Source organism: Pseudomonas sp. NDM (assembly GCF_003105095.1).
GTDB lineage: Bacteria > Pseudomonadota > Gammaproteobacteria > Pseudomonadales > Pseudomonadaceae > Aquipseudomonas > Aquipseudomonas moraviensis_A.
In genome coordinates this window covers 1-12,729 of the sequence record NZ_QETJ01000143.1, presented here as the reverse complement: position 1 = coordinate 12,729, position 12,729 = coordinate 1, and the positions used below count along the sequence as shown (strand labels likewise).

The 12,729-nt window shown below is 60.1% G+C and carries 13 protein-coding genes; 10 read left to right on the top strand and 3 right to left on the bottom strand.

Annotated elements, in window-relative coordinates:
• Window positions 1–93: 93 nt before the first annotated feature.
• From DCO47_RS21585 to DCO47_RS21565, 5 genes are all read left to right on the top strand, one after another.
• The gene (locus tag DCO47_RS21585; RefSeq protein ID WP_042607263.1) at window positions 94–1,002 is read left to right on the top strand and encodes a carbohydrate ABC transporter permease; all 909 of its coding nucleotides are present in this window, start codon (window positions 94–96) and stop codon (window positions 1,000–1,002) included.
• The gene (locus DCO47_RS21580; protein ID WP_042607262.1) at window positions 995–1,840 is read left to right on the top strand and encodes a carbohydrate ABC transporter permease; all 846 of its coding nucleotides are present in this window, start codon (window positions 995–997) and stop codon (window positions 1,838–1,840) included. Before DCO47_RS21585 ends, DCO47_RS21580 begins: the two co-directional genes overlap by 8 nt.
• A 2-nt stretch (window positions 1,841–1,842) precedes the next feature.
• Window positions 1,843–3,003: an ABC transporter ATP-binding protein gene (locus tag DCO47_RS21575; protein ID WP_064364972.1), complete on the top strand. Its 1,161-nt coding sequence runs from the start codon at window positions 1,843–1,845 to the stop codon at window positions 3,001–3,003.
• Window positions 3,004–3,194: 191 nt separating this feature from the next.
• Entirely contained in the window at window positions 3,195–4,544 is a 1,350-nt protein-coding gene (locus tag DCO47_RS21570; RefSeq protein ID WP_042607260.1) for a carbohydrate porin, read from the top strand.
• A gap of 113 nt (window positions 4,545–4,657) precedes the next feature.
• Complete coding sequence (locus DCO47_RS21565) at window positions 4,658–5,512, top strand: D-hexose-6-phosphate mutarotase (RefSeq protein ID WP_116658882.1); 855 nt, start codon at window positions 4,658–4,660, stop codon at window positions 5,510–5,512.
• A 208-nt stretch (window positions 5,513–5,720) separates the two neighbouring features.
• On the opposite strand, the gene DCO47_RS21560 is transcribed toward DCO47_RS21565, so the two are convergent.
• Window positions 5,721–6,581 carry a MurR/RpiR family transcriptional regulator gene (locus tag DCO47_RS21560; RefSeq protein WP_169842436.1) on the bottom strand — a complete coding sequence of 287 codons (861 nt, stop codon included), beginning with the start codon at window positions 6,579–6,581 and terminating at the stop codon, window positions 5,721–5,723.
• 226 nt (window positions 6,582–6,807) lie between these two features.
• Here DCO47_RS21560 and zwf point away from each other — a divergent pair, with 226 nt between their 5' ends.
• From zwf to DCO47_RS21540, 4 genes are all read left to right on the top strand, one after another.
• Complete coding sequence (gene zwf / locus DCO47_RS21555; RefSeq protein WP_042607258.1) at window positions 6,808–8,274, top strand: glucose-6-phosphate dehydrogenase; 1,467 nt, start codon at window positions 6,808–6,810, stop codon at window positions 8,272–8,274.
• Window positions 8,261–8,974 carry a 6-phosphogluconolactonase gene (pgl, locus tag DCO47_RS21550; RefSeq protein ID WP_116658881.1) on the top strand — a complete coding sequence of 238 codons (714 nt, stop codon included), beginning with the start codon at window positions 8,261–8,263 and terminating at the stop codon, window positions 8,972–8,974. Before zwf ends, pgl begins: the two co-directional genes overlap by 14 nt.
• A 17-nt stretch (window positions 8,975–8,991) precedes the next feature.
• Window positions 8,992–9,657: a bifunctional 4-hydroxy-2-oxoglutarate aldolase/2-dehydro-3-deoxy-phosphogluconate aldolase gene (locus tag DCO47_RS21545; protein WP_016773539.1), complete on the top strand. Its 666-nt coding sequence runs from the start codon at window positions 8,992–8,994 to the stop codon at window positions 9,655–9,657.
• Between the two features lie 170 nt (window positions 9,658–9,827).
• A complete protein-coding gene (locus tag DCO47_RS21540) occupies window positions 9,828–10,409 on the top strand; it encodes a hypothetical protein (RefSeq protein WP_064364967.1) in 582 nt (193 codons plus the stop codon).
• Here DCO47_RS21540 and DCO47_RS21535 read toward each other — a convergent pair.
• Window positions 10,406–11,587 carry an aminotransferase class V-fold PLP-dependent enzyme gene (locus tag DCO47_RS21535; protein ID WP_042607399.1) on the bottom strand — a complete coding sequence of 394 codons (1,182 nt, stop codon included), beginning with the start codon at window positions 11,585–11,587 and terminating at the stop codon, window positions 10,406–10,408. The two genes, DCO47_RS21540 and DCO47_RS21535, sit on opposite strands and share 4 nt — an antisense overlap.
• Window positions 11,588–11,617: 30 nt before the next feature.
• Window positions 11,618–11,854, bottom strand: coding sequence for a DUF3820 family protein (locus DCO47_RS21530; RefSeq protein ID WP_003227425.1), 237 nt, complete (start codon window positions 11,852–11,854; stop codon window positions 11,618–11,620).
• A 206-nt stretch (window positions 11,855–12,060) separates the two neighbouring features.
• Between DCO47_RS21530 and DCO47_RS21525 the strand changes: the two genes are divergently transcribed.
• Window positions 12,061–12,528: a PA2169 family four-helix-bundle protein gene (locus tag DCO47_RS21525; RefSeq protein ID WP_042607255.1), complete on the top strand. Its 468-nt coding sequence runs from the start codon at window positions 12,061–12,063 to the stop codon at window positions 12,526–12,528.
• Window positions 12,529–12,729 lie beyond the last annotated feature (201 nt).

The following is a 12,729-nucleotide window of genomic DNA, read 5'->3' as shown; positions in this document are numbered from 1 at the left end:
AGATGCCACATAAGTGACTGACACACCGCAATCGCGAGCAGGCTCACTCCTACAAGGGGAATGCTTTCGTAAACCCTTATTGTGGATTTCCCCATGAGTTCTGTTGCTGTGTTCAGCAAGGCCTCGCCGTTCGATGCATTGCAGCGCTGGCTACCGAAACTGGTGCTGGCGCCGAGCATGTTCATCGTGCTGGTGGGCTTCTATGGCTACATCCTGTGGACGTTCATTCTGTCGTTCACCACGTCGACCTTCCTGCCCAACTACAAGTGGGCCGGCCTGGCGCAATACGCGCGGTTGTTCGACAACGATCGCTGGTGGGTGGCGAGCAAGAACCTCGCCGTGTTCGGCGGCATGTTCATCGGCATCACCCTGGTGATCGGCGTGTTGCTGGCGGTGTTCCTCGACCAGCGGATCCGTCGCGAAGGTTTTATCCGCACCATTTACCTGTACCCGATGGCGCTCTCGATGATCGTCACCGGTACCGCGTGGAAATGGCTGCTCAACCCAGGCATGGGCCTGGACAAATTGTTGCGTGACTGGGGCTGGGAAGGCTTCCGTCTGGACTGGCTGATCGACCCCGATCGCGTGGTTTATTGCCTGGTGATCGCCGCTGTGTGGCAAGCCTCGGGCTTCATCATGGCGATGTTCCTTGCCGGCCTGCGTGGCGTCGATCAATCGATCATCCGTGCCGCGCAGATCGACGGCGCGAGCATGCCGCGCATCTACTGGAAAGTCGTGCTGCCAAGCCTGCGTCCGGTGTTCTTCAGTGCGGTAATGATCCTTGCGCACATCGCGATCAAGAGCTTCGACCTCGTGGCGGCAATGACCGCCGGTGGCCCGGGTTATTCCTCCGACCTGCCAGCGATGTTCATGTATTCCTTCACCTTCAGTCGCGGCCAGATGGGCATGGGCTCGGCCAGTGCGATTCTGATGCTCGGTGCGATCCTCGCGATCATCGTGCCTTACCTGTACTCCGAGCTGAGGACCAAGCGTAATGACTAGTCTTGCTGCCAAACCCGCTATCAGCTTGAGCCGTATCGCGATCTACGCGGTGCTGATCTTCGCGGTGTTTCTCTATCTGGTGCCGCTGGTGGTCATGTTGCTGACCAGCTTCAAGACCCCGGAAGATATCAGCACCGGCAACCTGCTGAGCTGGCCGACCGTGGTCAGCGGCATCGGTTGGGTCAAGGCCTGGGCCACGGTTGATGGCTACTTCTGGAACTCGATCAAGATCACCGTACCGGCCGTAATCATCTCCACCGCCATCGGTGCGTTGAACGGTTACGTGCTGTCGATGTGGCGCTTCCGGGGTTCGCAACTGTTTTTCGGTCTGTTGCTGTTCGGCTGCTTCCTGCCGTTCCAGACCGTGCTGCTGCCGGCCTCTTTCACCCTCGGCAAGATGGGCCTGGCGAGCACCACCACCGGCCTGGTGTTTGTCCATGTGGTTTACGGTCTGGCGTTCACCACGCTGTTCTTCCGCAACTACTACGTGAGCATTCCCGATGCGCTGGTCAAGGCTGCGCGTCTGGATGGCGCAGGGTTCTTCACGATTTTCCGCCGCATCATCCTGCCGATGTCGACGCCGATCATCATGGTCTGCCTGATCTGGCAGTTCACCCAGATCTGGAACGACTTCCTGTTCGGGGTGGTGTTCTCCAGCGGTGATTCGCAACCGATCACCGTGGCGCTGAACAACCTGGTCAACACCAGCACCGGCGCCAAGGAATACAACGTGGATATGGCAGCGGCGATGATCGCCGGCCTGCCGACCCTGCTGGTCTATGTGGTCGCAGGCAAGTATTTCGTGCGCGGGCTGACGGCCGGCGCGGTCAAGGGGTAATCATGGCTACGCTTGAACTTCGCAACGTAAACAAGACCTACGGGGCCGGCCTGCCGGACACCCTGAAAAACATCGAACTGTCGATCAAGGACGGTGAATTCCTGATCCTCGTCGGCCCGTCGGGCTGCGGCAAATCGACCTTGATGAACTGCATCGCCGGCCTCGAAACCATCACTGGCGGCGCGATCATGATCGGTGATCAGGACGTCAGCGGCATGAGCCCCAAGGATCGCGACATCGCCATGGTGTTCCAGTCCTACGCGCTGTACCCGACCATGAGTGTGCGCGAGAACATCGAGTTCGGCCTGAAAATCCGCAAGATGCCGCAGGCAGCGATCGACGAAGAAGTCGCCCGCGTGGCCAAGCTGCTGCAGATCGAACACCTGCTCAATCGCAAGCCGGGCCAGCTCTCCGGTGGTCAGCAACAGCGCGTGGCGATGGGTCGTGCGCTGGCGCGGCGGCCGAAGATCTACCTGTTCGACGAACCGCTGTCCAACCTCGACGCCAAGCTGCGCGTCGAGATGCGTACCGAAATGAAACTGATGCACCAGCGCCTGAAAACCACCACGGTCTACGTGACCCACGACCAGATCGAAGCGATGACCCTGGGCGACAAAGTCGCGGTGATGAAGGACGGCATCATTCAGCAGTTCGGCACGCCGAAAGACATCTATAACGACCCGGCGAACCTGTTCGTCGCCAGCTTCATCGGTTCGCCGCCGATGAACTTCATCCCCCTGCGTCTGCAGCGCAAGGACGGTCGTCTGCTGGCGCTGCTCGACAGCGGTCAGGCGCGTTGTGAATTGCCGATGAGCATGCAGGACGCCGGGCTTGAAGACCGCGAAGTGATCCTCGGCCTGCGCCCGGAGCAGATTGTGCTGGCGAACGGCGAGGGCAATGGCCTGCCAAGCATCCGCGCGGAAGTGCAGGTCACGGAACCGACCGGGCCGGACACCCTGGTGTTCGTCAACCTGAATGACACCAAGGTCTGCTGCCGACTGGCACCGGACGTGGCTCCGCAGGTGGGCGAAAGCCTGACGCTGCAATTCGATCCATCGAAAGTGTTGTTGTTCGACGCCAATACCGGCGAGCGCCTCGGCACTGCCGGTCAACCACAGACCGATGCGCGGTCTGCGAACGTCGCCCAATTCAAAGGGCGCTGAAAAACAATGTAGGAGTGAGCCTGCTCGCGATGACGGTGTATCAGTCGACAGAGATGTTGAATGTAAAACCGCTATCGCGAGCAGGCTCACTCCTACAAGGAGCACGCGGTGCCCGGCCTGTCGAGCACCGCAATTTATGTAAACCGCGTTAGATAAAAACAGTTAATAACAATAAAGACGAGGATGTAGGGATGAAAAAGAAACACGTCAATGCCCGGTTGATCTGCCAGGTTTCAGCGGCAGCTGCACTGGTGCTGGCCGGTAATGCAATGGCGGCGGATGCCTTCAGCTCCGACTCCAAATGGATGACCGGCGACTGGGGCGGCGAGCGCACCAAGCTGATCGAGCAGGGTATCGACATCAAGGCCGACTACGTTGGCGAGATGGGCGCCAACCTGCACGGCGGCTATGACGACGACAAGACCGGCCGCTACAGCGACCAGTTCGGCCTCGGCGTGGCCCTCGACCTGCAGAAACTGTGGGGCTGGGACAACACGCAAGCGAAGATCCAGCTGACCAACCGTAACGGCTACAACATCTCCAACGACCGCGTTGGCGATCCGCGTGCCGGCACCCTCAGCTCCTCGCAGGAAGTCTACGGCCGTGGCCACATGGTGCGTCTGACCCAACTGTGGATTCAGCACCAGTTCTTCGACAACAAGCTCGACGTCAAGGCCGGTTACTTCGGCGAAGGCGAAGACTTCAACACCTTCCCGTGCGACTTCCAGAACCTCGCATTCTGCGGTTCGCAAGTGGGTAACTGGGCGACCAACATCTGGTACAACTGGCCAGTCAGCCAGGCCGCGATCCGTGTGAAGTACAACATCAACGACGAGCTCTATGCGCAAATCGGTGCGTACAACCAGAACCCGTCGCAGCTGGAACACGGCAACGGCTTCAAGCTCAGCGGCAGCGGCACCAAGGGTACCGTGCTGCCGGTTGAATTGGTCTGGTCGCCGAAGGTCAACAGCCTGCCGGGCGAATACCGCGTCGGTTACTACAAGAGCACGGCCGATGCCGATGACGTTCGCGAAGACGTCAACGGTTTCGATGCGGCAACCACGGGTGACGAGTACAAGTCGCACAGCAGCAAACACGGCTACTGGTTCGTCGCGCAACAGCAACTCACCAGCCACAACGGTGACGCGACTCGCGGTCTGAACATCGCTGCCAACGCGACCTTCCATGACAAGGACACCAACTTCATCGACAACTACCAGTCGGTGATGTTTGTCTACAAAGGCCCGTTCGACGCGCGTCCGAAGGATGACATCGGTATCGGCGCGGCGCGTATCCACGTCAACAAGGACGTCAAGCGCAACGCTGAACTGCTGAACGCTTCCAACGGTGTGTCCGACTACGACAACGCCGCGTTCTCGCCGATTCGTGAAACCGAATACAACTACGAGCTGAACTACGGTTTCCACGTCACCAACTGGCTGACCGTGCGTCCAAACCTGCAATACATCACCCATCCGGGCGGTGTGGATGAAGTCGATAACGCTTTGGTCGCTGGCCTGAAAATTCAGTCAACGTTCTGACGCGTCTGCGATAAGCTCCTCTCTATGTGCGCATTTTGCGGACAGCCCAGGCTGTCCGCTTTTTTTTGGAGGGTTCGCGCCGCCCATGAAAGTTGAATTCGGAACCGTAGCCAATGCCTGAGCATCCGCTGCAACGCTTCTTCAAATCCCTGCGCGAGCGACCGGTGTTCGCCTGGGAGCGCTATCAGATGCGCGACGTGCTGGTGATCGATCATCCGCTGTGTCAGGCGGTGTTCAGTCGTCAGGGCGCGCAGTTGCTGCACTTTCAGCCGCGTGGACAGAAGCCGTGGTTGTGGTGTGCGGCGAAGTGGCCGCATGTCGGCGCGATTCGCGGTGGCGTGCCGGTGTGCTGGCCCTGGTATGGCCGTCATCCGAGCGAAAACGCCTGGCCATCCCATGGTTGGGCGCGACTGCTCGACTGGAAACTGCTCGACAGCAGCAGCGCCGAGGATGGCGTGCGCCTGCACTGGCAATTGCAGCTGTGCGATTGGCAGGTCGACCTGCACGCGCATCTGGGCGAACGCATGGAATTACGTCTGAGCACCGAGCATCAGGACGACATGCCGTGCCAGTTGAGCCAGGCTTTGCACGCTTACTGGCGTATTGGCGATGTCGGTGAGATAGCGCTGTCTGGCCTCGAAGGCGCACAGGGTTATGACCAGTTGAACCGTCAGTCTTGCCAGCAGGAAGGCGAGTTGCGGGTGGATGGCGGGTGTCAGCGGGTGTTCCAGCACGACGGCGAATTGCAGCTGAAAGATCACGCCTGGCAGCGTGAGTTGTGCATTGATACCGGCGACAGCGCGGACACGGTGGTCTGGCATCCCGGGGCACGGCCGTTGTTGGGCGTGACGTGGGATGAGATTTCCGAGTTTGTCTGTGTGGAAGCGGCGGCGGGCGGGACGGACAGTCTGCATCTGGCGCCGGGGGAGAAGGCGCATTTGAGTTTGCAGGCGTGGGCGGCGGCTTGAGTGTGTCAGTCACATCGTAGCCCCTCACCCTAGCCCTCTCCCGGAGGGAGAGGGGACTGATTGCGGGATGCTGAAGAGTTACGCCGACGTGAAAGTGCAGTGCTGAATCCATAATCGACTCGGTCATTCAGGTCGATGTATAGCGCAAGACACCTCGATCGGCCCCCTCTCCCTCCGGGAGAGGGCTGGGGTGAGGGGCTTTTGATCTTCAGTTGAACTCATCCCCAACCGGATACCGGCTCGCATTCAGGCTCTCTTTGATCTTGCGCAAATGCGGCTGGAAATCCACCCCGCGACGCAAGGTCATCCCGGTCGCCAACACATCCAGCACGGTCAACTGAATGATCCGCGAGGTCATCGGCATATAGATGTCGGTGTCTTCCGGCAGCGGAATGTTCAGGCTCAGCGTACTGGCCTTGGCCAGCGGCGAATTCTCCGCCGTCAGGCCCAGCACGGACGCGCCGTTCTCCCGGGCGATCCGCGCCACTTCCACCAGTTCGCGCGTACGCCCGGTGTAGGAAATGATCACGAACAGCTCACCGGTGTGCGCCACCGAGGCAATCATCCGCTGCATCAGCACGTCGGCATGCGCAGTGACCGCGAGGTTGAAGCGGAAGAACTTGTGCTGCGCATCCAGCGCCACCGGGGCCGAAGCACCGAGGCCGAAAAAGTGTATCTGCCGGGCCTGGATCAACAGGTCGACGGCGCGGCTGATCAGGTTCGGGTCCAGCGCCTGACAAGCGCTGTCCAGCGAGGCGATGGCGCTGCCGAAAATCTTCTGTGTGTAGGCTTCGGGATTGTCGTCAGCCTCGACCGCGCGGCTGACATACGCCGCGCCACTGGCCAGGCTCTGGGCCAATTGCAGCTTGAGTTCGGGATAACCGCTGACGCCGAACGAACGGCAGAAACGGTTGACCGTCGGTTCGCTCACCGAGGCGGCCTGGGCGAGGGCGGCGATGCTGAAGCGGGTGGCCTGCTGCGGATTGAGCAGGATCACCTCGGCGACCTTGCGTTCAGCCTTGTTCAGCTCTTCAAGGCGACTCTGGATCTGTTCCAGTAAATTTCGCACGCGGTCCATATGGAATTCCTGATTCACCAACGCAGAGTTGCGTCGGGCTATGCAAATTGGGCCTTTGATATGGCCCGGGACGGTGGCCTATCCTACTGATGCGTCCGGGCGACCACCACTCGGATTGTGCATTGTGGGAAAATGTTGTGGTTATTACTACATTTTCCCTTGAGTGATGCCTTGAAAAAAGGTATTTGTAGCTTAACTTGATAAAAGAACAAACATCATGCCTTCCATTACGGTTGAACCGTGCACCTTTGCCTTGTTCGGCGCGCTGGGCGATCTGGCCCTGCGCAAGCTGTTTCCTGCCCTTTATCACCTTGACGGTGCCGACCTGCTGCACGAGGACACGCGCATCATCGCGCTGGCCCGTGAGCCCGGCAGCGAGCAGCAGCACATGGCGTTCATCGCCGCCGAATTGCGCCGTTACGTCGGCAAAGAGCTGAACGAAACCGTGGCCGAGCGCTTTCTCGCGCGCCTGACCTACCTGCACGTCGACTTCCTCAAGGCCGAAGACTACGTGGCGCTGGCGGAACTGGCCGGCAACAGTCAGCGCATGATCGCCTACTTCGCCACGCCGGCGGCGGTGTACGGCGCGATCTGCGAGAACCTGGAAAAAGTCGGTCTGGCCGAGAACACCCGCGTGGTCCTGGAAAAGCCGATCGGCTCTGACCTGGAATCGTCGCGCAAGGTCAACGATGCGGTGGCGCAGTTCTTTCCGGAAGACCGCACGTACCGCATCGACCATTATCTAGGGAAGGAAACCGTTCAAAACCTGATCGCCCTGCGGTTCGCCAACAGCCTGTTCGAAACCCAATGGAACCAGAATTACATCTCCCACGTGGAAATCACCGTGGCCGAGAAGGTCGGCATCGAAGGCCGCTGGGGCTATTTCGACAAGGCCGGACAGCTGCGCGACATGATCCAGAATCACCTGCTGCAACTGCTCTGCCTGATTGCCATGGACCCGCCGGCCGACCTGTCCGCCGACAGCATCCGTGACGAGAAAGTAAAGGTGCTGAAGGCGCTGGCGCCGATCAGCCCGGAAGGCCTGACTACACAAGTGGTGCGCGGCCAGTACATCGCTGGCCACAGCGAGGGGAAATCCGTCCCGGGTTACCTCGAAGAACCGAATTCCAACACCCAGAGCGACACTGAAACCTTCGTCGCCCTGCGTGCCGACATCCGCAACTGGCGCTGGGCCGGCGTGCCGTTCTATTTGCGCACCGGCAAGCGCATGCCGCAAAAGCTGTCGCAGATCGTCATCCATTTCAAGGAGCCGTCGCACTACATCTTCGCCCCGGAGCAGCGCCTGCAGATCAGCAACAAACTGATCATCCGCCTGCAACCGGACGAAGGCATTTCCTTGCGGGTGATGACCAAAGAGCAGGGCCTGGACAAGGGCATGCAACTGCGCAGCGGGCCGCTGCAACTGAATTTCTCCGACACTTGGCGTAGCGCGCGAATCCCCGATGCCTACGAGCGGTTGTTGCTGGAAGTGATGAACGGCAATCAGAACCTGTTTGTCCGTAAAGATGAAATCGAAGCCGCGTGGAAGTGGTGTGACCAGTTGATCGCTGGGTGGAAAAAATCCGGTGACGCGCCCAAGCCGTATGCGGCCGGGTCGTGGGGGCCGATGAGTTCCATTGCATTGATCACGCGGGACGGGAGGTCGTGGTATGGCGATATCTGATGTGCAACTGCCGACGGGCGTGACTGCCCGCGAATTCAACAGCCCGGTGTTGCTGGCCGAAGGCCTGGCACTGAACGTTGCCCAGCAATTGAGCGAGGCCATTGCGGCTCGCAGCAACGCGGTGCTGGTGGTGTCCGGCGGGCGCAGCCCGGTGGCGTTTTTCCAGCATCTGGCCAAACAGGAACTGGACTGGTCGAAAGTCGTTGTGACCCTGGCCGACGAACGTTGGGTGCCGGTCGAACACGCCGACAGCAATGCCGGTCTGCTCAAGCAGTATTTGCTCAAAGGCCCGGCAGCCAAGGCGCAGTTCCTCAGCCTCTACAGCGCTGCGGCGAATGTCGAGCAGGCTGCGGAACAGGCCGACCGTCTGCTCGCCGAGCTGCCGCCGATCGACGTACTGGTGCTGGGCATGGGCGATGACGGTCACACCGCGTCGCTGTTCCCCGACAGCCCGAACCTCGCCGAAGCCCTGCAAGCCGATGGCATGCGCCGTTGCTGGCCGATGCTGGCGCCAAGCGTGCCGCGTCAGCGCCTGACCATGAGCCGTGCGCTGCTGGCTTCGGCCAAACACAAGATTCTGTCGATTTCCGGTCAATCGAAACTGACCACCCTGAATGCCGCGCTGGCATCCGATGACGTCGCGGCCATGCCGGTGCGCGCGTTTCTGCAACCTACGTTAGAGATTTACTGGTGCCCATGAGCCAAGGAACAGCCGCTATGACAACCCCATCCCCGACCGTTTCCATGGCGGACAAAGTTGCCCTGATCGACAGTCTCTGCGCCAAGGCGCGGATCCTGCCGGTGATCACCATCGCCCGCGAACAGGACGTGCTGCCGCTGGCCGACGCCCTCGCCGCCGGTGGCCTGACCGCGCTGGAAGTGACCCTGCGTTCGCAGTTCGGCCTCAAAGCGATCCAGATCCTGCGCGAACAGCGCCCGGAACTGATGACCGGTGCTGGCACCGTGCTCGACCGCAACATGCTCGCGGCGGCGGAAGCGGCAGGCTCGCAATTCATCGTCACCCCGGGCATCACCCGCGACCTGCTCGAAGCCAGTGTCGACAGCCCGATCCCGCTGTTGCCGGGCATCAGCAACGCCTCGGGGATCATGGAAGGCTACGGCCTGGGGTATCGCCGCTTCAAGCTGTTCCCGGCGGAAGTCAGCGGTGGCGTAGCGGCAATCAAGGCCCTTGGCGGTCCGTTTGGCGAAGTGAAATTCTGCCCGACTGGCGGCGTCGGCCCGGCCAATATCAAGAGCTACATGGCGCTGAAAAACGTCATGTGCGTGGGCGGTAGCTGGATGCTTGATCCGGAGTGGATCAAGAACGGCGACTGGGCCCGCATTCAGGAATGCACCGCCGAAGCTCTGGCGCTGCTGGACTGATCGTTACCCGACACTTCGTTGTGTGCTTTACGGCTTTATGGTGCGCTTGGTCGGCGCACCTTTTTTTTGCGCTGAAACAACCGCCGGTACATGCCGCGATACATAGTTACCGCACGCTGGCTGTTTCACGGGGTTAACCTGCGTTCATCTTATGGAAGAGAGAACGCCTCATGGACGACCTTCAGTCTCTGACCCTTACGCCACAATCCCTTTATCAACCGAAGCTGGCCACCCATGGCCGCCCCGATGGCCGAGCAGCCGAACCCCAGGTGCGCAATATCAGCAAGGGGGTCGAAGGCCTGCCGCTGATCCTGCGTCTGTTGCTGGTCGATGTGATGACCGGCGAGCCGGTTACCGGCGCGCTGGTGCGCATTCGGCAGCGTGTCGATAGCCACACCAGCCTCTGCGGCAGCCAATTGACCGACAGCCAGGGCATCGTCCGTTTCACCAGCATCTACCCGGATCGCCCGGCGCTTGGCACATCTTGCCTTTCCCTGAACGTATACATCCCCAGCGACGACAAAAGCGCCCAGGCTCACCACGAAGCCTGGGCCGGCACCTTGCACCTGCCCGGCTGCTGCGACTGTGAAGTGCCCGCCGAGGAAGCCTTGCGGTTGGTGTTGCAGCCGATCGCCGGCACGGATCTCGACGACGGTGCCTTCGCCTGCCAGACGCTCGGCATCGACACCTTCGCCGTATCGTCGCAGCTTGGCCTTGAAGGCTACGAAAAAAATTCCGCTGTGCCGTTCTAGCGCAGCTGGTTCAGCGCCCCTACCAGTTGCTCCATTTCGCCAGCCGTGGTGGTCAGCCCCGGTGTAACGCGGATGCACGGCCCGCATGCGGCGCCGGTGCGCACCACGGTGAACAGGTTGAACTCGTTGAGCAGGCGCTCAACCATGACCTGTTGATCGGCATGACGAGTGAAGCGCAGCGAGGTGATCCCGCAATACAGTTGCGGATCATCCGGCGTCAGCACCTCGATGCCCGGCAGGTCCCGCACTGCGCTGACCCAGAGATTGCGCAGGTAATTCAGGCGTGCGCTTTTGGCTGCGGCACCGCCGAGGGCGTTGTGCTCTTCGAACACCAGCGGCAGGGTCATCAGCGCCGGGATGTTTGGCGTGCTGTACGAGGTGCGCGCGCGAATGTCGGTGACCGGATAATGCATCTCGCCCATGTCCGGATCGATGTCGGCCAGACGCTGCGGGGCAACATAAATGAAGCCGAGGGTCAGCGGCGCGCCGATCCACTTGTGCAGGTTGTAGCCGGCGAAAGCGATGCCCAACGCTTGCAGATCGAATTCGATCTGGCCGAGGGCGTGGGCACCGTCGAGGATGATGTCGACCCCATGCTCTTTGGCCAGCGCGGCGATGGCCTGCACCGGCATGACCAGACCAGTGCGGTGGGTGACGTGGGTAAGGGCCATCAGTTTGAGTTTCGGATGGCGGATGAACGCCTCGCGGTAGCTTTCCAGCAGGCTTTCGAAGCTGGCAGGATGGCGGTGGGCAATTTCGATGACCTCGACCCCGCGGTGTTTCGCCAGCCAGCGCATGGCGCCTTTGACCGTGTCGTAGTCGAGGTCGCAGATCAGCACCTGATCGCCCGGCTGCAGGCGATTGTAATTGCGGATCAGCGATTGCAGGCCTTCGGTGGCGTTACGCGTCAGGGCCACGCTTTGCGCGCGTACGCCAATCAGTTCGGCCAGTTGCGCGCGGATCTCGAGGTTGTCGTGCTGTTCAAAGCGCTGGCGCACGTAAACCGAGTTGCTGGTGTTGATCAGCTCGATGTTGCGCTGGTATTCCTCGATCACCGTACGCGACAGGCGCCCGAAGTAACCGTTCTCCAGATTGACCGGGCCGGGCTGCACATCGTATCGGTCGGCAAAGGTTTGCCAGAAAGCTTCGTCACGGGCTCGGCGGGTGTTGTCAGGCATGGTCGGCATGGCTCAAGAGAGGAGGGCGCTTCAGTGGCGCGGGGCGGGTTTGCCATGTTTGGCGCGTAGCGGCTCAAGCAGGTCGGACAGGCCGTTGTGGTCGATCTCCTGCATTAGCGCGAGCAGACCACCGAGTTCGCCGTGGGGAAAGCCTTCACGGGCGAACCAGTTCAGGTAGGGGCCAGGCAAGTCGGCAATGATTCGGCCCTTGTACTTGCCGAAAGGCATCTCGCGGGTGATCAGCAGTTCGAGTTTTTCCGGATTCATCAGCGCGCTTCGTTGGTTTTCAGATCAGTCTGGAAAATACAGGCATTCTGCATGCAGGCCAAATGACAGATCATGCAAAAAACCAGCATACAGATGGTTCAATCTTTTCTAAGCCACTGAAAAACAAGGTTTTATTCTCAATAAGCAAACTGGCACGCACACTGCAATATCCCTTGCATCTTCAACCAACCGCAAGGAATTGGAAAATGACTGACGTAAACAAAGAATCCATCTCGGTACTCAATGACCTGATCGAAACCTCCAAGGACGGTCAGGAAGGTTTCAAGACTTGCGCCGAAGACATCAAGCACCCAGAGCTGAAAAGCCTGTTTGTGACTCGCGCAGCTGATTGCGCCGCTGCCGCAGCTGAGCTGCAAGCGGCCGTTCGTTCGCTGGGCGGCGATCCGGAAACTTCCACCAGCGTCAGCGGTGACCTACACCGTCGCTGGGTCGACGTGAAAGCCATGTTCACCGGCAAAGACGAAGAGGCTGTGCTGAACGAAGCCGAGCGCGGTGAAGACCATGCCCTGAAGGCTTACAAGGAAGCGCTGGAAAAAATCACCAAGCACAATCTGGTGGGTATTCGTGACCTGGTTGAGCGTCAGTACCACGGCGTACAACGCAACCACGACCAGGTGAAAGCCCTGCGTAACCAGGCTCGTGCCAACTCGTAAGAGTTAGTCGGCTACAAAAAACGCCAGCTAGTCTGGCGTTTTTTTGTGCCCGCAGGAAAAGCCCCTCACCCTAGCCCTCTCCCGGAGGGAGAGGGGACTGACTGATCTGGCTTAATGATTCTGGACACCCCTAAAGGGCGGTAATCTACGCCCATAGACGAGGTGTGATTTGACCAGACGATATTTTTCGACAGATTTCAA

Coding starts and splice junctions, on each gene's coding strand:
- DCO47_RS21540 (WP_064364967.1), top strand. CDS start 9,828: ATGGACGACCTTCAGTCTCTGACCCTTACGCCACAATCCCTTTATCAA.
- DCO47_RS21585 (WP_042607263.1), top strand. CDS start 94: ATGAGTTCTGTTGCTGTGTTCAGCAAGGCCTCGCCGTTCGATGCATTG.
- DCO47_RS21565 (WP_116658882.1), top strand. CDS start 4,658: ATGCCTGAGCATCCGCTGCAACGCTTCTTCAAATCCCTGCGCGAGCGA.
- DCO47_RS21575 (WP_064364972.1), top strand. CDS start 1,843: ATGGCTACGCTTGAACTTCGCAACGTAAACAAGACCTACGGGGCCGGC.
- DCO47_RS21535 (WP_042607399.1), bottom strand. CDS start 11,587: ATGCCTGACAACACCCGCCGAGCCCGTGACGAAGCTTTCTGGCAAACC.
- pgl (WP_116658881.1), top strand. CDS start 8,261: ATGGCGATATCTGATGTGCAACTGCCGACGGGCGTGACTGCCCGCGAA.
- DCO47_RS21525 (WP_042607255.1), top strand. CDS start 12,061: ATGACTGACGTAAACAAAGAATCCATCTCGGTACTCAATGACCTGATC.
- DCO47_RS21530 (WP_003227425.1), bottom strand. CDS start 11,854: ATGAATCCGGAAAAACTCGAACTGCTGATCACCCGCGAGATGCCTTTC.
- DCO47_RS21545 (WP_016773539.1), top strand. CDS start 8,992: ATGACAACCCCATCCCCGACCGTTTCCATGGCGGACAAAGTTGCCCTG.
- DCO47_RS21580 (WP_042607262.1), top strand. CDS start 995: ATGACTAGTCTTGCTGCCAAACCCGCTATCAGCTTGAGCCGTATCGCG.
- zwf (WP_042607258.1), top strand. CDS start 6,808: ATGCCTTCCATTACGGTTGAACCGTGCACCTTTGCCTTGTTCGGCGCG.
- DCO47_RS21570 (WP_042607260.1), top strand. CDS start 3,195: ATGAAAAAGAAACACGTCAATGCCCGGTTGATCTGCCAGGTTTCAGCG.